The sequence below is a fragment of the Saccharospirillum mangrovi genome, assembly GCF_003367315.1.
Lineage (GTDB): Bacteria > Pseudomonadota > Gammaproteobacteria > Pseudomonadales > Natronospirillaceae > Saccharospirillum > Saccharospirillum mangrovi.
The window spans coordinates 870,586-891,561 of sequence record NZ_CP031415.1; the positions used below are offsets into that span (position 1 = coordinate 870,586).

Consider the following 20,976-nt stretch of genomic DNA (forward strand, 5'->3'; position numbering starts at 1 on the left):
GAATTCAGGTTGCCGGTTCGTTGTCCAGTACCGCCTCGTCCAACCGCTTCAAGGTGATTTTCAGTTGCTGCGCCGCCGCCAGTTTCAGTTCCTGGTCGGTGCTGTTGTTAATGCGGGCGTTGAGCAACTCGAGCATTTGTTCGGCGGTTTTGCCGCTGGCGAAGACGATAAAAATAAAGCCGTGGCGTTTCAGGTAGGCCTTGTTGCCGTCTGCGAGCGCTTGCAAGGTGGCTTCGGACGCACCGATAGCGCCGGACTGCTCGGCGTTGGAAAGGTCTTTGCTGGCGTGATATTTGGCGCGCAGGCTGTTGATGTCGCCGATCATCGGGTGGCCTTCGAATGCCTCGCGCCAGTCATCGGCGTTGGTGCCGGCCCAGTGGATGCGGGCGCTGTCGAGCAAGTCAGTGCGGTGTTTGAACGGGCGTGCGGCAACCATCCGTTCGATCCAGCGTTCGGCGGTGCAGGTGGTGCGCAAAAACGCCGCCATCTGATCGGCCGGCAGGGCGTTGAGTTCGTCCAAGGTCATTCACTGGGTTCCTGGTTCAGTGACCGGCTTTGCGGCCAGTTCAGGCCGGTGGCTTTTTTCGCCGGTTGCGCGGTGTTGGCGTGCAACCGTTGAATCAACTGAGCGGCAATCGACACCGCCACTTCCGCCGGTCGTTTGCCGGGAATGTCGAGCACGCCGACCGGGCACAGCATCCGTTCGATGTCGGCCTGCGACCAACCGCGATGCGCCAGGCGCTGGCGGAAACGTTTCGCTTTGGTGGCCGAACCGATAACGCCGAGGTAACCGATATCCGGCCGTTTCAGCGCTGCCTGCACCAGTTCGAAATCGAGCTGATGGTTGTGCGTCAGAATCAACACCCAACTGTGCTCGGGCAGATCGGCGATGGCGTCGACCGGGTTGGCGAGGCAGTCGGTGGTGACACCGGCCGGGGCGTCGGCCAGCCAGTCGGGCCGGGAATCGATCCAGCTCAGTTGCAAATCCAGCGGCGCCAGAATCGGTAGCAAGCGCTGGGCCACATGGCCGGCGCCGAATATCGCCAACGGTTGGCGGCTGCTGACCAGCACTTCAAACAGCAATTGCGCGGCGCCGCCACAACATTGGCCGCGACTGGCACCGAGTTCGATCTGCTCGACTTCGGTGCGCGCGCTTCCGCCGGCCAGCAGTTCGCGGGCGCGGGCAATCGCCTGGAATTCGAGATTGCCGCCGCCGATGGTGTCCCATTGTTCGCCGGCGGTAACCACCATCTTGGTGGCGGCGTCGCGCGGCGTGGAACCGGCGGTGGCGAGCACGGTGATCAACACCAGCGGCTCGCCGTTTTGCTGCAACTCGTTAAGGGCTTCGAACCAGCGCCAATGCCGTTTCATGCGCTCACCTTGGTGTGTTCTTTCAGTGCTTCGACGGCCATCAGCACGCGTTCGGGCGTGGCGGGCGTGTCGAGCGCCGGGCTGATTTGGTAATCGGCGACGCTGGCGATGGCGTCGCGCAATGCACACCAGACGCTGATCGGCAGCATCAACGGCGGTTCGCCGACGGCTTTCGATTTGAACACCGTGTCTTCGCGGTTCGGTTGCGGGTAGAGCGCGACGTTGAAAATCGGCGGCGTATCGCCGATGGCGGGAATCTTGTAGTTGGCCGGGCTGTTGGTCAGCAGACGGCCGGCCGCGTCCCATTTCAGTTCTTCGCTGGTCAGCCAGCCCATGCCCTGAATAAAGCCGCCTTCGATCTGGCCAAGGTCGAGCGCCGGGTTGATGCTGTCGCCGACGTCGTGCAACACATCGACGCGATCAACCGAGTATTCGCCGGTCAAGGTATCGATGCTGACTTCCGAACAGGACGCGCCGTAGGCGAAATAAAAGAACGGCCGGCCACGACCGTTTTGCGCGTCCCACTCCAGTTTCGGCGTGCGATAGAAGCCGTTGGCCGACAGTGAAATGCGATTCAAATAAGCGGTTTGCACCAGTTCGGCGAAGCTGAATTGCTCGCTGCCAATTTTCACTTGCCCATCAGCAAACTGAACCTGATCCGGGCGCACGCCGTAGTGGTCGCTGGCGAATTCGGTGAGCCGTTGTTTAATCGCCCGCGCCGCGTTTTGTGCCGCCTTGCCGTTCAGATCGGTGCCGCTGGAAGCCGCCGTCGGCGAGGTGTTCGGCACCTTGTCGGTGCGGGTGGCGGAGACCTGAACCGTGTCCAGCGCGACGCCGAATTCGCTGGCGACAATCTGCGCCACCTTGGTGTACAAACCCTGGCCCATTTCGGTGCCGCCGTGGTTCAGATGAATCGAACCGTCGGTGTAGACGTGCACCAGCGCACCGGCCTGGTTCAGGTGCTTGGCGGTAAAGGAAATGCCGAATTTCACCGGCGTCAGCGCCAGGCCTTTTTTGATGATGGGGCTGCGTTGGTTGAACTCGGCGATGGCGGCGCGGCGCGTCCAGTATTCGCTGGTGCTTTCCAGCCGCTCGATCAACTCGGGCAGGATGTTGTCTTCAACCGTCATCTGGTACGGCGTGACATCGCGCTCGCCGCGGCCGTAGAGGTTGCGTTTGCGGATCGTCAGCGGGTCTTCACCGCGATGCCGGGCGATGTCGTCCATCGCCGCCTCAATCGTCATCATGCCTTGCGGGCCGCCGAAGCCGCGAAAGGCAGTGTGCGACACGGTGTTGGTGAAACAGCGGTAACCGTCGATGGCTGAAGCGCCGAGGAAATAGCCGTTGTCGGCGTGAAACATGGCGCGGTCGACAATGGCGTTGGACAAATCCGGCGAATAACCGCAGAAACCGTTGATCTCAATCTTGGCGGCCTGAATCACACCGGCGTCGTCGAAACCCAGGTGCCAGCGGTTGTCGAACGGGTGGCGTTTGCCGGTGGCGGTCATGTCGACGCTGCGCGGCAAGCGCAGTTTTACCGGCCGGCCGGTGTGGTGCGCCAGCAGCGCCGCAATGCAGGCCCACTGCGCCGCCTGGCTTTCCTTGCCGCCAAAGGCGCCGCCCATACGGCGCACATCGACGGTGACTTTGTTGAACGAAATGCCCAGCACTTCGGCAACCAGTTTCTGCACTTCCGACGGATGCTGGCTGGAGCAATACACCAGCATGCCGCCGTCTTCTTCGGGAATCACCAGACTGACCTGGCCTTCCAGATAAAAATGTTCCTGTCCGCCAATCTGAATGCGACCGCTCAGTTGATGCGGCGCGGTGTTCATGGCGCTGTCGGCGTCGCCATTGCGGAAATGCACCGGCTTGCCGACGTCGGCGTTTTGGGCGCGCGCCTGCTCGACGCTGAGAATGGCGTCGCTGGGTTCGATCTCCCAAACCGCACTTTTAACGGCCAGTCGCGCCTGTTCGAAGCGGTCGGCGGCGACGGCAAACAACGGCTGGCCGTGGAACAGAATGCGCTCTTCGGCCAACACAGGATCGCCACCAAACACCGCGCCGATGTCGGTGTGGCCGGGCACGTCGGCGACGGTGATGACGCGCTGCACGCCGGGCGCGTTACGCACGGCATCCAGTTGCAATGATTTCAAAATGCCAGCGGCGACATCAGCCTGGCCGACAGCCGCGTGCAGCAAACCGGCCGGTTCCGGCAGGTCGTCGATATAGCGTGCCGTTCCTGCGACTTGGCGACGGGCGCTGTCGTGTTCGACCGGCTGGCCGGCCTGGCCGGGGGTCTGGCCGGGTTTGAGCAGGGCGTCGGTGAGTTTACGCATGGTGGAAGACTCCCGGGTTGGCGACGCGCAGCGGCTCGGCGCCGCCTTTCGATTCGAGCACAAACCGCCGCCACAGATTGGCGGTGACGGTGACGCGGTATTGAGCGCTGGCGCGCACGTCGTCGATGGGGTGCAGGCGCGCAGCCAGATTGGCGGCGGTCGCTTCGACATCCAGGTTAGACCAGGACTGACCAAGCAGCGCGTCGGTCCAGTTTTTTAACGCCAGCGGCGTTGCCGCCAAGCCGCCGAAACCGGCACGCAGCGCGCTGATTTGGTCGCCATCGCGTTCTAAATAGAAACAGGCGCAGACGGTGGAAATGTCATCCTCGAAGCGTTTGGAAATCTTGTAGGCGCGGACGAAGGCATTCGGGCGGCGGCGTGGAATATGAACGGTGTCAATCCACTCGCCAGTGTGCAGCACGGTCTGGCGATAGCCGGTGATCAGTTCGGTGACCGGCAGGCGGCGTTCGCCGGTCTGGCTCGCCAGCGTGACTTCAGCGCCGAGCGCGATCAGCAGCGGCGGTGTATCACCAATCGGCGAAGCATTGCCGAGATTGCCGCCCAGCGTGCCGCGGTTACGAATCGGCGTGGAACCGAGGCGTTCCAGCCACTCGCGCGCTTCGGGGTAATCGGCCAGCAGTGCCGGTGCCAGATCGGCGTAGGTAACGGCCGCGCCGATGTTGATCCAGTTGGGATCGACAGTCAGCAGTTGCAGTTCGGCAACCTGAGTCAGGTCGATCAACGCCGGCAGCGGTCTCACCAGTTGGGTTTTCTCCAGCGCCAGGTCGGTGCTGCCGGCACTGAAACGGGCGTCCGGTTGCGCTTTGATGATTGCGCCCAGTTCGGCCCGGTTGTGCGGTTGCCAGAAACCGATGCCGTCGTCGTTCGGCGCCGCTGGCAGTGCCTTGAGTTCGGCTTCGATGTCGGCGGCGGCCAGGCTGAAGCGGTCGCCGTGGCGTTGCTGCAACAAGTCCAGCGCCGCGTCGATGATCGGCCGGTAGCCGGTGCAGCGGCACAGGTTGCCGGACAGGGCGTTCAACACAGCGTCGCGGTCGGGCGCGACATCGCAGTGATAGAGCGCGAACAGACTCATGATGAAGCCCGGCGTGCAGAAACCGCATTGCGAGCCGTGGTGTTTCACCATCGCCTCCTGCACCGGATGCAACTGGCCGCTGTCGGCCAGATGTTCGACGGTGAGTACCTGCTTGCCATTCAGACTGTGTACGAAAGTGATGCAACTGTTGATGGCGCGATAGCGCAGCCCCGCTTCGGTGCGTTCGCCGACAACCACGGTGCAGGCACCGCAATCGCCCGAGGCGCAGCCTTCTTTGGTGCCGGTCAGGTGGGCGTCCAGACGCAGGTATTCGAGTAGGGTCTGGTCCGGGTCGGTGGTCGGCAGGTCGATGCGCGTCCGGTTCAATAAGAAGGTGGTCATGCCATGACTCGCTGTTATCGGGCAGACGAACACGGCTGTCTGCGCCTGTTATGGTTCATTGGGCAATGCAAATTGAAGACCATAATATGACCGAGCGGTCAGGAAATGCAAAAAGCGAGAGGGGGCCGGCGGTTGCGTTGCCCGGCCGGTTTTAAACCGGGCAACGCGCGAACCAATTCAGTGCGCAATAAAATGCGTTGCGCTGAATTGGTTCGGGGCGGCTAGGCCGAAGCAGTGGCGCGTCGGGGTTGCAGCCGCATTTCCGGAATAAAGCCGGTAACGATCAAACCCAGCAGTATGACGCCGGCCTGAGTCCACAGAATGATGCTCATGCTGGTGGACCAGGCGCCGCGCAGCTGATGTTCCAGTTGGTCGGCGGCGGCCAGGGCCTGTTGGTGCTGTGCCTCGTCGTTCAGCGTCAGCGCCGGGTCCAACGCTGCATAGCGGGCGTCGATGGCGGTTTTCAGTTCAGCCAGATCGAGATGCGGTTGCGGGTTGTCGGCCGCGCTCAGCTCGATCACCGCCGGGTAATCGGCCAGTACGTCCGGGATGGCTGGCAGAATGTGGCTCGACAACTGAGTGTGCATCACCACCGCGAACAGCGTGCCCATCACCGCCACGCCCAGGGTTGAGCCCAACTGGCGGGTGAAGTTGGCGGCGCTGGACGCCATGCCGATCTTATCGGCCGGGGCGGAGTTGATCATCATCTGGGTGAACAGCGGCATGGACGGCCCCAGGCCAATACCCAACAGCACGATGCGGGTAGTGACCGCCAACTGGCTCTGGTCCGGGCTCAGCGACAGCGCCATCCAGATCACGCCGGCCATCAGCAACAGCAGGCTGGGGATCAGAATCGGCTTGTAGGCGCCGACGCGCGAGACCAACTGGCCGCTGGCGATGTTGCCGAAAACGATGCCCATCATCAGCGGAATCAGGCTGGCGCCCGAGGCGGTCGCGCTGGTGCCCAGAGCGTTCACCATATAGAGCGGCAAAAACACCAGGATGCCGAAGAAGGCCGCGCCGATTAAAAAGCTCGCCAGCGCAGACAGGCCATAGCGCGCGCCCAGAAACAAACGCAATTCGATGATCGGTTCCGGCGAGTGCCATTGGTGCCAGCCAAACGCCAGGGTTGATAAACCCGACAGCGCAAACATGCCCAGCGTTTGCGGCGCGCTCCAGGCGTAGCTTGTCGGCGCCAGGGCCAGCGCCAGCAGCAATGGAATAACCGCCAACAGCAGCAGCGACGCACCCAGATAATCGACCCGGCGTGGGCCGGTGTGGCGCAGCGTCGGCATGCGCGTCAGCACGAAGGTTAGGGCGACGGCGGCCACCGGCAGGTTGACCAGGAAGATCCAGTGCCAGCCGGCCAGGTCGGTCAGAATGCCGCCGATGGCCGGGCCAATCACCGAGCTGACGCCAAAGACCGCGCCGAACAGGCCCTGATAACGTGGCCGTTCTTCCGGCGTGAACAGATCGCCAATCACCGCCATGGCGTTGGTCATGATGGCGGCACCGCCGACGCCTTGCAGCGCGCGCGCCAGCACCAGTTCCAGTGGCGATTGCGCCAGCGCGCAGAACACGCCAGCCAGGCAGAACAGCACGATGCCAGCGGTGATGCTGTTGCGGCGGCCGTACAGGTCGGACAGCTTGCCCCAGATGGGCAGCGTGGCGGTGCTGGTCACCAGATAGGCAGTGGCGATCCAGGTGATCCAACTGGTCGGGAACGCCAGCTCGCGCACGATGTCGGGCGTGGCGGTGGCGACAATGGTTTGGTTCAAGGCCGCGAGGAACAGCGCCAGCATGGCGCCGATCAGGGTGGCGTTGCGTTCGGCCTTAGTGAATTCAGTCTTCGGCATTTACAACTCCTCGGTTAGCGCGGTCGCCAGCTTCTCCAAAGCGGAGGTGGCGGCCAGCAGTTCGTCTTGGCTTAACCCCGAACGCTCGACCAGATCGTGCAGCGCCGATGACACGTGCTGCACCAGCGTTTCGCCTTTGTCGGTCAGCGACAGCAAAAAGCGGCGGCTGTCGGTCGGGTCGAGTTCGCGTTCGATCAGGCCCTGGTTGAGTCCGCGCTCGATCAGGTGCGACACGCGTGAATTGGACACCTGAATGCGTTTGCTGATGTCGCTGGGCGAACGGACGCCCTGCGCGATGGACGCCAGCAATGGGAAATCGGTGAACGGATGTCCGGTTTCCTGCTCGAAACGGGCGGCCATGACCGGCTTGATCAGCATGCCGTAGCGGCGCACGGCCACTTGGAAGCGTTGGCTGTCCTGGGGTTGGGGTTTCATTTCACGTCCTAAATAATTTAGTTTAGGTAGTAAATAGTTTATTCAGGAAAATGAGACGCGCCAGTGTGGATCGCCGTTAGAGCGGAAATTGGCAGCCGCCCTGGCTGTCAATCAATCGGTACAGGTTGTCCAGACGGGCGTTGGAGAGGGCGCGGTAGTCGAAGTAGGGCGTCAAAATCAGCCGCTGGGACGGCGACCAGTCAAAGCCGTTGAGCGGTTGCAGATCGGCCAGTAAGTGCAGACCGCACGATTCGGCGTAGGCCTTGCCCATCACCAAACGCCAACTTTCGGATGGCGTTGAATGGGGAGGCGAAAACAACAGCGCCGTGCCGGAACCGGCCTGCAATAAGCGCTGTTCGCGGCAGTCCTGCCAGCTCGGTTCACGCGGCGACAGCCGATGCAGCAGCTTGGCGTAGAGGTTGAAAATCTTGCGCCAATGGTTGCCGGTGGCGGTGACCAACTGCGCCAGTTCGCCAGCGGCAAACGGATGCATTTGGTCGAGGCCGTCGTATGGCGCCTGCGGCGGCCGGTGTGGTGCGTAGACGCTCAAGATGGCGTTGGCATCGCCCAGGCCGATGGCGGTTGGGTGTGGTCGCTGTGCGGGGTTGGATGGCATCGATGGTGGGATCTTGTTCTATTGGTCGGTTTTTTGCTGTGAAATGCGCTGTCTGTTTTTGTCTGTTTCTGTAGGGAGTGTACTGATGTCGTCATCGCAATCGAACCCGCCGGCCAATTATCCGCGTGATCTGGTCGGCTACGGGGCCAACCCGCCCAAGGCGCAGTGGCCGAATGGCGCCCGCCTGGCGGTGCAGTTTGTCATCAATTACGAAGAAGGCGGCGAGAACTGCCAACTGCATGGCGATGCCGAATCGGAACGTTTTCTGTCGGAAATCGTCGGTGCCGAGGCGTACCCGGAACGCCATCTGAGTATGGAAAGCATCTACGAATACGGCAGCCGCGCCGGCTTTTGGCGGCTGCATCGCCTGTTCACCGAACGGCAATTGCCGGTCACCGTTTTTGGCGTCGCCATGGCGATGGAACGACACCCGAACGCCGTTGAAGCGATGTTAAAAGCCGACTGGGAAATTGCCTCGCACGGTTATCGCTGGATTCATTATCAGAACGTCCCGGAAACGGTTGAGCGCGAACACATGGAACGCGCCATCGACATTCACCAGCGCATGACCGGCAAACACCCGGCCGGCTGGTACACCGGTCGCACCAGCCCGAACACGTTAAAACTGTTCGCGCAGCGGCCGGAATTTTTGTATTGCTCAGACAGCTACGCCGACGATTTGCCTTATTACGATCTGAATTATCAACGCCCGATTCTGATGGTGCCCTACACCCTCGACAGCAACGACATGCGGTTTGCCACGCCGCAAGGCTTTAATACCGGCGAGCAATTTTTCACCTATTTGAAAGACGCCTTTGATGTGCTGTACGACGAAGGATCGGTCGCGCCGCGGCTATTAAACGTCGGCTTACATTGCCGGCTGGCGGGCCGTCCGGGCCGCTTTGCCGGGCTGAAACGTTTTGTCGATTATGTGCAGTCGCACTCAGACGTTTGGGTCACCACGCGCGAAGCTATCGCGCTGCATTGGCAGGCGACGCATCCGCTGTAAACCGTCTGAAAGGTCTGCTGAAACAAACCCATTCGAACGCCGATGGCGTTTGTCGGCAGACAATTTCCAATGGTCGTTGTTATAGTAGCGCCCGGAATGATCTGAGGGATTCCCGTGTCCGAAGAAGTACTGTTTGCCCGTCAGCCGATTTTTGATCGGGGCTTGCAGGTGTTTGGATATGAGTTGTTGTTTCGTCAGGGTGGACTGGAACAAGCGGTGTTCGAGGATGGCGACCTGGCAACCCGGTCGGTCATGCTCAATGCCTATACTCACAGCAACATCGAACAAGCATTGAATCAGAAACCCGGTTTGTTGAACGTGACCAAAACCATGCTCAACGCCCTGCCGGATTTTTTGCGCCATACCTTGATCATCGAAGTGCTCGAGGATTACCACAGCGATGACGATTTAATCGCCATTCTCGCGCATTTGCGTGAGCGCGGTTTTCGTCTGGCGCTGGATGATTTTGAGCACAAAGATTATCGGCCGGCGCTGATCGATATTGTCGATCTGGTGAAAATCGATGTGCTTGCCACTGGCCGCGACGACATTCAAAAACTGGTTAACACACTGCGTTCACACGCGGTAAAACTGGTCGCGGAAAAAGTGGAAACCTACGACGATTTTCAATTCTGTTTGGAACTGGGTTTCGATTATTTCCAGGGTTATTTTTTCTGCCAACCGGAAGCGGTTCACGGCCGTCGGCTGCAACCGGGGCGCATCAATCTGTTGAAGCTGCTGGCCGATCTGTACCGACCCGACATCTCCGTCAACGACATCTATCGGCACGTTCAGCAAGACACCGTGCTGTCGTACAAATTGCTGCAATTAGTGAATTCGTCGTTCTATCGGCGCGGTCAGCATGTCGACTCCATTCATCAGGCCGTGGCGTTATTGGGCATCGATCGGATTCGCGGCTGGGCCACCCTGATCAACATGGATCGCTTCGACAATAAGCCGCGCGAATTGCAACGCGAAGCGCTGACGCGGGCGTTTTTCTGCGAGCAATTGGGGCAACGGCTGGCACCGGACCAAAGCGACTGTTTTTTCACCGTTGGCCTGTTATCGATTCTCGATGCGCTGATGGACCAGACGATGACAGAAGTGGTGCAGGAACTGCCGCTGAGTGCCGACATTAAAGCGGCGCTGTCGGAAAGCGCCGGTTTGCCCGGTCGTACGTTGGCCTTTGCCATTCGTTACGCTCAGGCCAAACCGCTGGACGATGCGTTGCTGCGCGACTTTCAATTAAGTGCTGCGGAATTAAGCGCCTGGTATCAGGCTTCCATCGAACGGGCCGATGGCATGTTGGGGCAATAGCGCGGCTGTTGATCAAACGCGGCGTTCCTTCAGCCCGCGCGCGTATTCGGCCAGAACATCGGCGGACGTTTTGCTCGGGCAGAACCCAAACTCTTCTTTCAGCGCCCGGTTGGCGAGTACCGGCCGGTAGCGCAAAAAATTCAGCTGCTCGGGGCCGTATGGCGTCAACTTCAGGCGTTGCCCGAGTTGCAATCCCAACCGAACCAATGCCACCGGTAAATGCCAGATGGGTTTGCCCAGCGCGCTGGCGATGTCGTCGAGGCTGAGTGCGCCATCGCCGGCCAGATTGTAGACGCCGGTTTTTTCCTCGCGCACGCCCTGTTCGATGATGGCGACCACATCCTGATCCCAGATAAACACAAAGGGCGAGGCACTGCCGCGCAAGGCGATTAGTCGTTTGCCTTCGAACAAGCGGGTGATGAGGTTGTGCGTGTTGCGGCCCAACACCGTGCCTGGCCGCAACACCAGTTGGCGCAATTGCGGATGGCGTTCGCGGTATTCCGCCAGCCGCGCTTCGACCAGACGTTTGTGCCAAGCGTAGGAAAATTCTTCGTTGCCGCGCAGCGCATCGGTTTCGCTGAGCCAGGGCGGGTTGTCGCGGTGATAACCGTAAGCAGCACCGCTTGAGGTGATGGTGAGATGCTGCACGCCGGTGGCGACGCAGGCGGCCAGCAATTGCTCGGTGCCTTCGACGTCGATGCGGTAATCGCGATCGCGATCACGGCTCGGTTCCAGCACCGAGGCCAGATGAATCACCTGAGTGAACGCCTGCTCCGCCATCCAATCGGCCAGGCCGGGTTCGGTGATGTCGCGCTGGACGATGGGGAAGGCGCTGTCGTGGCGCGGGCGAATGTCCAGCCCGGTAACCAACAGGCTTTGGCTTAATCGGCAGCCCAACTGATACACCAGATAGCCGCTGGCGCCGGTGATCAAGACATGGTTCATGCGGTTTCCTCAGCGCTGTGCACGATGGTACTCAATGGCGATTCCAGATCGCGTCGCAGCCGGCGCTGGTGTTTTTTCAGCGCGCTCAGGTAGGTCGGTTTGTGAACGTAATAGGCCATGCGGTCGAGCGTTAAATAGTGCATGCCGCCGTCGCAACGTTCGCTGTGGTGGGCGCGGATGGCGCGTTCGAAATCGCGTGCCGAATGGGTGTCGCGGGCGCGCTGGTGCAGATACAGCGCCACCAGATGCGACTGTTCATCGCGCCCCTGCCAGCCGAGCCCCGCCGCTTCGATCATGCCCATAACGAACAGGTTGGGGTTGTCCGGGTTGAAGATGTTGAGAAATAAATCCGGCGCGGCGCCTTGCCAGTTGAGCTCGTGCTGGGCGATGTACGGATAGCTGAGACGATAGCCGCTGGCTTCCAGAATCAGGTCGTATTCGGCCTGTTGGCCGTCGGCGAAGCTGACACTGTGGCCGTTCACGGAACGTATGTCCGGGCGCGGTTGAATGTCGCCGTGGCCGAGATGATGCAAGAACAGCGAGTTGACCACCGGGTGCGATTCGTACAGCCGGTAATCGGGATTAGGCAGTCCGTAATCCGATGGCTTGCCAATCAGCGCGCGAATAATGCCGCCATCAATCCATTGTTTCAGCCGGTTGGGCAGGCGGATTTTGCCGCCCAGCGTATCAATGGGCCGGCCGGCAACGAACTTGGGCAGGAAGTAATAACCGCGCCGCACCGATAAATCGACGCGGGCAGCGCGATGCACGGCATCGACGGCGATGTCACAACCGCTGTTGCCGCAACCGATGATCAGCACGCGCTTGCCATCGAACAACGCCGGGTCGCGATAATCGGCGCTGTGTAACCGTTCGCCGCTGAATTCGCCGGGCAGTTCGATGCGCTTGGGTTGGTGCAACGTGCCGCTGGCGAGCAAGACACCGGCAACCGCATGGCGTTCGTGACGGCCGTCGTGTTCGGTGTCGATCTGCCAATGGTCGCCGTCGCGCACAACCTGGGTGACGCGGGTGTTGAAACGGAACCCCGAGCGCAATTCGAAACGGTCGGCGTAGGCGTCGAAGTAGGTCTTCATCTGGCGATGGTTGGGGTAGGGCGGCACCGAGGCGGCCATCGGGAAATCGCTGAATTCGGTCATGGTTTTTGACGAAATCAGATGCGCGGACGAGTACATCGTCGAATGTGGGTTATCAATATCCCACAGGCCACCAACGCCGCTGTTCAGCTCAAAACCGATCCACGGCAACTGGTATTGGCGCAGCCGGCGCGCGGTGCACAACCCCATCGGGCCGGCGCCGATTATGGCGTAGGGCAGCATCTTCGATTCCTGACGATACAGACGGTGGCTCTCAGCATAAGAAGTGAGCCAGTGCGCTGGCTTGGCTGCTTCGGGACGGCAGCCGGTTTATTTGGGACAGACGGGCAACGTAATTTGATCGGTTGTTGATCTAAAAAGATATGTTGTAACATAAATGGTGACTCGCCATTCGACGTCGATCTTTGTCTTCAGGAGTTCCCATGACTGAGTTAAAAAAACTGCCGGTTACCGTGTTGTCCGGTTTTCTTGGTGCCGGTAAGACCACGGTGCTGAATTATTTGCTGAACAATCGCGCTGGCTTACGCATTGCCGTCATCGTTAATGACATGAGTGAAATCAACATCGATGCCGCCTCGGTGCGTCAGGAAGTGTCGCTGAACCGGCACGAAGAAAAGCTGGTGGAAATGAGCAACGGCTGCATCTGTTGCACGCTGCGCGAAGACTTGCTGGTGGAAGTGCGCCGGCTGGCCGAAGCCGGGCAGTTTGATTATCTGGTGATCGAATCGACCGGCATTTCCGAGCCGTTGCCCGTGGCTGAAACCTTCACGTTTGCCGATGACACCGGCGTTACGTTAAGCGATGTAGCACGGCTCGATACCTTGGTGACGGTGGTCGATGGTGCCAACTTCCTGGCCGATTACGACCAGGCGGTGGCGTTGTCAGAACGCGGCGAAAGCCTGGGTGAGGACGATCAGCGCAGCGTGACGGATTTGTTGGTCGATCAGGTTGAATTCGCCAACGTGCTGCTGATCAGCAAGACCGACCTGATCAGCGCGGCCGAATTGCAACGCCTGACGGCAATTCTGAAAACCCTGAACACCGATGCCGACATCGTGCCGATTCAGAACGGCGCGGTGCCATTGGAGCGCATTTTAAACACCGGCCTGTTTGATTTTTCCCGCGCCGAACAAGCGCCGGGCTGGCTCAAAGAAATGCGCGGTGAGCACATTCCGGAAACGGAGGAATATGGCATCGGCAGTTTCGTTTATCGCGCCCGCCGCCCGTTTCATCCGCAACGTTTCCACGATTTTCTGCACAGCCCGAAATTGGCCGGAAAGCTGATTCGCTCCAAAGGCTATTTCTGGCTGGCGACCCGTCCGGACTTTGCCGGGCAATGGCAGCAGGCCGGTGGCATTGCCCGCTACGGCATGGCCGGTTTGTTCTGGGCGGGTGTTGATAAAGCGCAGTGGCCGGACGATCCGGACTATCTGGCGTCCATCAATGCCAATTGGCAGGAGCCGTATGGCGATCGGCGTCAGGAGTTGGTGTTTATTGGACAGGGGCTGGATCGGGCGCAGGTGATTACGCAGTTGGATGCCTGTTTGCTAACTGACAGCGAACTTAACGCTGCTCCGGAAGCCTGGTCGAAACTGGACGATCCGTTTCCCGCCTGGTGACATTTTTCAACCAAAAAAAAGCCCGCCAATCGGCGGGCTAACACTCATTCCCTTTTGGGGACCTCACTGAGAGACGGTCACCCAGTCGGGCACTCAGGCCTCGACGAGGCGTTTCATATCGGTCATGTAACCGCGCAGCTCTTCGCCGATCCACTCGATCGGGTGGTTGCGAATGGCTTGGTTGGCTTGAATCAATTCGATGTTATCGACTTCGGTGCTGGACTCGCCCAGGCCTTTGCCGATGACGTCGGTTTTGATTTTCGGCATGAACTTTTCAGCCAGCAGCGGGACGGCGGCGTTGGCGAATAAGTAGTTGCCGTACTCGGCGGTGTCGGAAATCACCACGTTCATTTCGTACAGTTTCTTACGCGCGATGGTGTTGGCGATCAGCGGCAGTTCGTGCAGCGACTCGTAGTACGCCGACTCTTCGATGATGCCGCTGTCGACCATGGTTTCGAACGCCAGCTCAACACCGGCTTTGACCATGGCGACCATCAGGATGCCGTTGTCGAAGTATTCCTGTTCGGTCAGGTCGTTCTTCACTTCCGGCGCTTTTTCGAAAGCGGTCTGGCCGGTGGCTTCGCGCCAGCCGAGCAGGTCTTTATCGTCGGCGGCCCAGTCGGCCATCATGGTGGCGGAGAAATGGCCGCTGATGATGTCGTCCTGATGCTTCTGGAACAGCGGCGCCAGCAAGCCTTTCAGCTCTTCAGACAGCTCATAAGCGCGCAGTTTGGCCGGGTTGCTCAGGCGATCCATCATGTTGGTGATGCCGCCGTGCTTGAGCGCTTCGGTGATGGTTTCCCAGCCGTACTGAATCAGTTTACTGGCGTAAGTGGCATCGACGCCTTCGGCCAGCATTTTGTCGTAGCACAGCAGTGAACCGGCTTGCAGCATTCCGCACAGAATGGTCTGTTCGCCCATCAAATCCGACTTCACTTCGGCGACGAACGAGCTTTCCAGAACACCGGCACGGTGACCGCCCGTGGCCGCAGCCCAGGCTTTGGCGATTTCCAGGCCTTCGCCTTTGGGGTCGTTTTCCGGGTGCACGGCAATCAAGGTCGGTACGCCGAAACCGCGCTTGTATTCTTCACGCACTTCGGTGCCCGGGCATTTCGGCGCGACCATGACGACGGTGATGTCGTCACGAATTTTCTGGCCGACTTCGACGATGTTGAAACCGTGCGAATAACCCAGGGCGGCGCCTTGTTTCATCAACGGCATCACCGCTTCGATGACGCTGGAGTGTTGCTTGTCGGGCGTCAGGTTGATGACCAGATCGGCTTTGGGAATCAGGTTTTCGTGAGAATCGACCGCGAAGCCGTTCTCGGTGGCGTTTTTCCACGATTGGCGTTTGCCGTCGATGGCGGCCTGACGCAGTGCATAGGAAACGTCCAGACCGGAATCGCGCATGTTCAGGCCCTGGTTCAGACCTTGGGCGCCACAGCCGACGATGACGACTTTCTTGCCTTTGAGGGCGTTGCAGCCATCGGCGAATTCGGCCTTGTCCATAAAGCGGCATTTGCCCAGCTGCGCCAGTTGTTGACGCAGGTTGAGGGTATTGAAGTAATTGGTGCTCATGGGGAAATCCTATCTAAATCATGAAGGTGGGAGGCCACCGTTGCGCCGCAGTCTAGCGGCTTTTGGTTGTTGCTTTAAATGAATTGTTAACAACGGACTATTGCTGATATTGCATCTGATGACGGCCGCCTGCGCGGCCGTTACGGATTGATCGGCAGTCGTTTGCCACTGAAGACGGTCAACGCCACCAATAAACCGGTGGTGGTGAAGATGGCGACGGCGCTCATCGCCATACCGACGCCAGGCGAGCCTTGCTCGAATTGGCTGAAGACAAAGGTGGCGACGGTTACCGTGCCGGCCGGCGCAACCATCAGCGATGCCACCAGTTCGCGTGAGGCAATGGCGAACACCAACAACATGGCAACCACCAGGCTCGGCGCCAGCGCGGGTAACAGAATGCGGCGGAAGGTGGTGATAAAACCGGCGCCACTGACGCGGGCGGCGGCTTCCAGGTTTTCGCTCATCTGGCGCAAGGCGGCTTGTGAATAGCGCACCGGATACGGCAACAGCAGACAGGTGTAAGCCAACAGCAACATGATGCCGGTGTTGTAAATCTGCACCGGCCAGAAACGTTGGTTCCAGGCGAGAATTAATCCGACCGCGATAACAATGCCCGGCATGGTGTTGGGCAACAGCGACAGTAAATCCAGCACCCGACGGCCACGCACCTGAGCACGCACCACCAGATAACCGACCAAAGCGCCGAGTATTCCGGTCAACAGCGCCGCCGCAACGGCCAGGCTCAAGCTGGTTCCGAGCGCCGGGAGCGCGCCGCTGCTGTGGTTGAGCAGGGCATCAAAATGCCGCAGCGACCAATTGTTGAGCGCGAGGCCACCCGAGAGCGTTCGGGTCAGTGCCGTTGCCAGAACGGCGAGAATCGGAACGGCGACGGCCGCAGCGGCGGTGACGCCAAACAGCAGCAACACCGGCCAACGCCAGACGCCCAATTCCGATTGCACATTGGCCGAGGGTTTCCCGGTCTGGCTGACGTAAGAACGGCGCGTCACCAGCCAGTGCTGTAAATAGAAGGCGACCATGGCCAGCAACACCAATAACAACGACAGCAGCGCCGCGCCGGGAATGTCGATCGGCCAGTCGGAAAAGCGGTTGTGAATGCCGGTGACCAGAACGTCGTAACCGGCCTGAGCGCCGAGCGTGGCCGGTGTGCCGAATTCTTCGATGGTCAGCGCAAACACCAGCAGCAGACTGGCGGCAATGCCCGGTGTCGACAACGGCAAAGTAATACGCCAGAACGCGCGCCAGCGGCTGGCACCACTGACTCGGGCGGCGGCCTCGTAGCGGCCGCCGATGCTCATCATGGTGCGCGAGACGGCGAAGTAGACGACGGGAAAGACGTTCAGCGTCATCACGAACACGATGCCGGCGAAGGAAAACAGAAAGTCATTGGCGTCGAGGCCAATCAGTTGCTGCGCGTAGCCGCGCGGTTGCAACGTCAGCATCCACGACAGCGCCGCGATGAACGGCGGAATCATGAACGGAATCAGAAACAGGATGTCCCAGACGGCGCCGCCGGGAACGCGGGTTAGGGCGCGCAACGCACCCAAAGGCACGGCGAGCAAGGCGCAGACCAGAACGACCGCCAGCCCCAACTGCAAGGTATTCAACAACAGGCGGATCAGGTCGGCGTTGCCCAGCGTGGCGGCAAAGTGACTGAACGCGCCGGCGAACTCTCCTCGGGAAAAACCGGGAAAAATCGCCTGGAGCACAATAAACAGCAGTGGCAGACCGACCAGCATTAGCACGGCCAGTGCGGTTAGCCACATCACCAGGCTGGCGCTGTTGGGTGCGCGCAGCCCGGCAAAGAATGCGGTTGACCGCATTAATTCACGGCTTCAGCGAAGCGTTGCAGAATGGCTTCGCGCTGGCCGTTTACCGCCTCATCGACGGTGATGATGTTCAGTTCGTTGATGGTCGGACGCAGCGCCGGAATGTCGGTGCGGGCCGGCATCAGATAGCTCTCAGCAACGCGTGCCTGGCCTTGTTCAGACAACACAAAATCGATGAACTGCTTGGCGGCGGCCGGCTGTTGCGTGGATTTCAAAATCATCATCGGGCGCGGGGCAATCACCGTTCCGCTGGTCGGGAAGATGATGTCGATGGCTTCGCCATTGGCTTGTTGGCCCAGCGAAATGTAATCCACGGCACCGAAGACGACGGACTTGGCGCCTTGCAATACCGGGTTCAGCGCACGGGCGTTCGGGCCGGGCACGATCATGCCGTTGGCGCTCAGATCGCTGATCAGTTCCCAGGTGGCGTCTTCGCCTTCGGCGCTGATCAGGCCGGTCAGCAACTGGAAGGCCGCGCCGGATTGAGCCGGGTCCGGCATGGTGATCTGATCGGCGTAGGCCGGGTTGGTCAGATCGTGCCAGTCAGTCGGGGCGGGCGTTGAGCTGTTGCGGTTCCAGATCAGCGCCAGTGCAGAAACGCCTTGGGCCACATAAGTGTCGGCTTTCAGAAAATCCGGAACCAGGGCGGCGTTGGCGGATTGGTAGTTCAGCAGCAGGCCTTCGGCGTCGAGATCGACCGCGCTGTCCCAGGACGCTGAAATAACAACGTCGGCCAGCGGGTTGGCGCTTTCGGCTTCCAGGCGGGCCATGACCTGGCCGGTGGTGCTTTGGAAGACGTTGACCTCAATGCCGGTTTCAGCTTTGAAATCGGCAGCAAGACTGTTGATCAAAGCGCCGGGGCCGGCGGAATACACCGTCAGGGTTTCGGCGTGAGCGGCCAGACTGGCACCGGCGAGTGCTAAAGAAGCGATCACCGCCCGGGCGATGGAAGCGGTAGAGACTGAAGATGACATCGTACGTTTCCTCTGTGATGGATGATGGTTCTGGATCGTTGGTTAATGACCGATGGCTTGGGGCATGTTTTGCGGTGTTCGGATCGACACCGTTGATCCGTCGGTGCGCCACAGGGTTAACGCCGTCGGATCAATTTGCAGGGGGATGTCGGTGCCGGAGAAATCGAAATCGGCGACTTTGATGGTCAATTCGCAGTGGTCATCGAGTTGCAGTCGCAAGGTCCAGTGGTCGCCCTGAAACAGGCGTCCGAGCAACCGCGCTCGCAGTGGCATCGGGCCATGGGCGGCGACGCGGATGGCGTGTCGCGGCAGCAAGACTTTCACCGGGCCTTGGTAGGATTCATCGCTTGAAAGCGACAGCAATTGCTGACCCAGATGCAGCCCGTTGGCGTCCAAACGCCCGTCGATCAGCGCGCCGGCATCGACAAAGGCCGCGATGTCCGGCGTTGCCGGTTGGCGGAACAGCGCCTGAGGCGAGGCAATTTGCTGGATACGGCCCTGTTGCAACACCGCGACCTGATCGGCCAGTGCGAAGGCTTCCTGTTGGTCGTGCGTGACAAAAACCGCACTCAACGACAATTCTTCAATCAAGGCACGAATTTCCAGTGCCAGGTTTTCGCGCAGCCCTTTGTCGAGGTTCGACAACGGTTCGTCCATCAATAACAGCTTGGGCCGACCGACGATGGCGCGCGCCAACGCAACGCGTTGTTGCTGACCGCCGGACAATGAACCAGGGTTGCGCGCGGCAAAATCGGCCAGGCCAACCAGCGATATGGCCCAGGCGACTTGTTCCTGTCGCAGCCGTTTGGCAACGCCACGCATTTCCAGCGGGAAGGCGACGTTTTCGCCGACGGTCATGTGCGGCCACAGTGCGTAATCCTGAAACACCATGCCGAGCTCGCGCTCGTCCGGACTGAGCTGGCGGCCGGGCTCGGCAACTTGTCGGCCTTGCAAGGTAATGGCGCCGGCATCGATGTCGCTTAGACCGGCGATGCAACGCAACAAAGTGGTCTTGCCGCAACCGGACGGACCCAGTAACGCCAGCACCTGGCCTTTGGGCAAGGACAGATCGATACCGGCGAGGGCGGTTTTGTCGCCAAAATGTTTGTGAAGACCTTCAACGGTCAGGGCGAAATCGGACATGAGGCGTCGCAAACGGCGGAAAGACCCGCGATGGTAAAACGCCAATATGAACAAATTCTGACAAATAGATGACGGCCCGGGCCGGTCAGTCCGTCTGCGAAAAAGCGGATTTTCAGATGGCTGTTGAGTGCCGGGTTTTGTTAAACTTCCGCCTCGGGGAAGGGGTCGGGCCTAACCCTTACAAGGAGACAGGCATGTCGATTAAACAGCTGTGGCTGGCACTCTCTTTACTGGGCATGGTCACTCTTATGAGCCGTCCGCAAGCGGTTACCAGTCTGACGGAAAGTCTGGTGGACGCAGGATTCTGGATGTTGTCCACGGCCTACGAAACTTTGACCAAGCTCAGCGTGCAACACTAACGCCGTTGTGCTCGACCTTTGTTGCGTTTGCTGCAATAAAGGTCGGGCCATGCCATAATCGGTGCCCTTCAAAGGAGGCCCATTATGGATCTGCGAGCACTGAAACAGTTCTTGCACCTTTCCCAGACTCTGCACTACGGCAAAACATCCGAAGCGATGCACGTCAGTCCCTCGACATTGAGCCGCAGCATTGCCCGTTTGGAAGATGAAATGGGTGCCACATTATTTGAACGCGACAACCGCACCGTTGTGCTGACTCAGGCTGGGCGGCTGTTTCGGGAATTCGCCGAATCGACACTCGCGCACTGGCAGGATTTGCGCCACAAGCTGCAAAACGATCCGGTCGAATTGCGCGGCCAGATTCGGCTCTATTGTTCGGTGACCGCCAGCTACAGTTTCATGCTCGGTTTGCTGACCGAATTTCGCGCCCGTTTTCCAAACATTGAAGTCGTGCTTGAAACCGGCGATGCCGCTCAGGCGCTGCAAAAGGTGATGGACGATGAAACCGACATCGCCATCGCACCGCGGCCGGACCATTTGCCCAATCCGTTGATGTTTCAATCGATTGTCGAAACGCCGCTCGAATTCATCGCGCCGTCCATCGACTGCCCGGTGCGTGCGCAGCTGCAGCAGTCGCCAATTCCCTGGGAGCAAATTCCGTTCGTGGTGTCGGAATACGGCCTGGCACGCAAGCGCCTCGATCATTGGTTTCGGGCGCACAGCATCAAACCCAATATTTACGCTCAAGTGGCGGGCAATGAGGCCATCGTGAGCATGGTGGGTTTGGGTTTTGGCATTGGCGTGGTGCCTGGTCTGGTGATTGAAAACAGCCCGCTGAAAGAGAAAATTGAGCGCATCCAGACAGACAGTGAACTGGAACCGTTTGACGTTGGCGCCTGCGTGTTGAATCGTCGCTTGCAGGATCCGCTGGTCAGCGCCTTTTGGCAGACAGCCAACGACCTGACCGAGCAAGGCGCGTTCTGAACCGCCGCTTCGGCCGCTAATATTATTTGGATCA

Annotated in this window: 18 protein-coding genes; 5 read left to right on the forward strand and 13 right to left on the reverse strand. The window is 59.8% G+C overall.

Features of this window, described 5'->3' with window-relative positions:
* Window positions 1–4 precede the first annotated feature (4 nt).
* From uraD to DW349_RS04160, 7 genes are all read right to left on the reverse strand, one after another.
* Window positions 5–526, reverse strand: coding sequence for a 2-oxo-4-hydroxy-4-carboxy-5-ureidoimidazoline decarboxylase (gene uraD, locus DW349_RS04130; protein ID WP_108126269.1), 522 nt, complete (start codon window positions 524–526; stop codon window positions 5–7).
* Window positions 523–1,371: a xanthine dehydrogenase accessory protein XdhC gene (gene xdhC / locus DW349_RS04135; protein ID WP_108126270.1), complete on the reverse strand. Its 849-nt coding sequence runs from the start codon at window positions 1,369–1,371 to the stop codon at window positions 523–525. Before xdhC ends, uraD begins: the two co-directional genes overlap by 4 nt.
* Window positions 1,368–3,710 (reverse strand): xanthine dehydrogenase molybdopterin binding subunit, encoded by a 2,343-nt coding sequence (gene xdhB / locus DW349_RS04140; protein WP_108126271.1) that lies wholly within the window; start codon window positions 3,708–3,710, stop codon window positions 1,368–1,370. The genes xdhC and xdhB overlap by 4 nt, the downstream gene beginning before the upstream one ends.
* Complete coding sequence (xdhA, locus tag DW349_RS04145) at window positions 3,703–5,145, reverse strand: xanthine dehydrogenase small subunit (RefSeq protein ID WP_108126272.1); 1,443 nt, start codon at window positions 5,143–5,145, stop codon at window positions 3,703–3,705. Before xdhA ends, xdhB begins: the two co-directional genes overlap by 8 nt.
* Window positions 5,146–5,366: 221 nt before the next feature.
* The gene (locus DW349_RS04150; RefSeq protein WP_108126273.1) at window positions 5,367–7,001 is read right to left on the reverse strand and encodes an MDR family MFS transporter; all 1,635 of its coding nucleotides are present in this window, start codon (window positions 6,999–7,001) and stop codon (window positions 5,367–5,369) included.
* The gene (locus tag DW349_RS04155; protein ID WP_108126274.1) at window positions 7,002–7,436 is read right to left on the reverse strand and encodes a MarR family winged helix-turn-helix transcriptional regulator; all 435 of its coding nucleotides are present in this window, start codon (window positions 7,434–7,436) and stop codon (window positions 7,002–7,004) included.
* Window positions 7,437–7,512: 76 nt separating this feature from the next.
* Window positions 7,513–8,052 (reverse strand): DUF6942 family protein, encoded by a 540-nt coding sequence (locus DW349_RS04160; RefSeq protein WP_108126275.1) that lies wholly within the window; start codon window positions 8,050–8,052, stop codon window positions 7,513–7,515.
* Window positions 8,053–8,137: 85 nt separating this feature from the next.
* On the opposite strand from DW349_RS04160, the gene puuE reads away from it, so the two are divergent.
* Window positions 8,138–9,061 (forward strand): allantoinase PuuE, encoded by a 924-nt coding sequence (puuE, locus tag DW349_RS04165; protein ID WP_108126276.1) that lies wholly within the window; start codon window positions 8,138–8,140, stop codon window positions 9,059–9,061.
* Window positions 9,062–9,175: 114 nt separating this feature from the next.
* Window positions 9,176–10,378, forward strand: coding sequence for an EAL and HDOD domain-containing protein (locus DW349_RS04170; protein WP_108126277.1), 1,203 nt, complete (start codon window positions 9,176–9,178; stop codon window positions 10,376–10,378).
* Window positions 10,379–10,390: 12 nt separating this feature from the next.
* On the opposite strand, the gene DW349_RS04175 is transcribed toward DW349_RS04170, so the two are convergent.
* Window positions 10,391–11,323 carry an SDR family oxidoreductase gene (locus DW349_RS04175; RefSeq protein WP_108126278.1) on the reverse strand — a complete coding sequence of 311 codons (933 nt, stop codon included), beginning with the start codon at window positions 11,321–11,323 and terminating at the stop codon, window positions 10,391–10,393.
* Window positions 11,320–12,660 carry a flavin-containing monooxygenase gene (locus DW349_RS04180; RefSeq protein WP_108126279.1) on the reverse strand — a complete coding sequence of 447 codons (1,341 nt, stop codon included), beginning with the start codon at window positions 12,658–12,660 and terminating at the stop codon, window positions 11,320–11,322. The genes DW349_RS04175 and DW349_RS04180 overlap by 4 nt, the downstream gene beginning before the upstream one ends.
* Before the next feature lie 200 nt (window positions 12,661–12,860).
* On the opposite strand from DW349_RS04180, the gene zigA reads away from it, so the two are divergent.
* On the forward strand, window positions 12,861–14,057 hold the full coding sequence (zigA, locus tag DW349_RS04185) for a zinc metallochaperone GTPase ZigA (RefSeq protein WP_108126280.1): 1,197 nt from the start codon (window positions 12,861–12,863) through the stop codon (window positions 14,055–14,057).
* A 93-nt stretch (window positions 14,058–14,150) separates the two neighbouring features.
* Here zigA and ilvC read toward each other — a convergent pair whose 3' ends face one another.
* The 4 genes from ilvC to DW349_RS04205 all read right to left on the reverse strand — a co-directional run bounded on the left by ilvC (window position 14,151) and on the right by DW349_RS04205 (window position 19,599).
* The gene (gene ilvC, locus DW349_RS04190; RefSeq protein ID WP_108126281.1) at window positions 14,151–15,635 is read right to left on the reverse strand and encodes a ketol-acid reductoisomerase; all 1,485 of its coding nucleotides are present in this window, start codon (window positions 15,633–15,635) and stop codon (window positions 14,151–14,153) included.
* Between the two features lie 140 nt (window positions 15,636–15,775).
* Entirely contained in the window at window positions 15,776–17,476 is a 1,701-nt protein-coding gene (locus DW349_RS04195) for an ABC transporter permease (RefSeq protein ID WP_108126282.1), read from the reverse strand.
* The gene (locus DW349_RS04200; protein ID WP_108126283.1) at window positions 17,476–18,456 is read right to left on the reverse strand and encodes an ABC transporter substrate-binding protein; all 981 of its coding nucleotides are present in this window, start codon (window positions 18,454–18,456) and stop codon (window positions 17,476–17,478) included. Before DW349_RS04200 ends, DW349_RS04195 begins: the two co-directional genes overlap by 1 nt.
* A gap of 42 nt (window positions 18,457–18,498) precedes the next feature.
* The gene (locus DW349_RS04205) at window positions 18,499–19,599 is read right to left on the reverse strand and encodes an ABC transporter ATP-binding protein (RefSeq protein ID WP_108126284.1); all 1,101 of its coding nucleotides are present in this window, start codon (window positions 19,597–19,599) and stop codon (window positions 18,499–18,501) included.
* Between the two features lie 194 nt (window positions 19,600–19,793).
* Here DW349_RS04205 and DW349_RS17330 point away from each other — a divergent pair, with 194 nt between their 5' ends.
* Both DW349_RS17330 and ilvY read left to right on the forward strand, forming a co-directional pair.
* On the forward strand, window positions 19,794–19,958 hold the full coding sequence (locus DW349_RS17330; RefSeq protein WP_157954393.1) for a hypothetical protein: 165 nt from the start codon (window positions 19,794–19,796) through the stop codon (window positions 19,956–19,958).
* An 84-nt stretch (window positions 19,959–20,042) separates the two neighbouring features.
* Entirely contained in the window at window positions 20,043–20,942 is a 900-nt protein-coding gene (gene ilvY / locus DW349_RS04210) for an HTH-type transcriptional activator IlvY (protein ID WP_108126285.1), read from the forward strand.
* Window positions 20,943–20,976 lie beyond the last annotated feature (34 nt).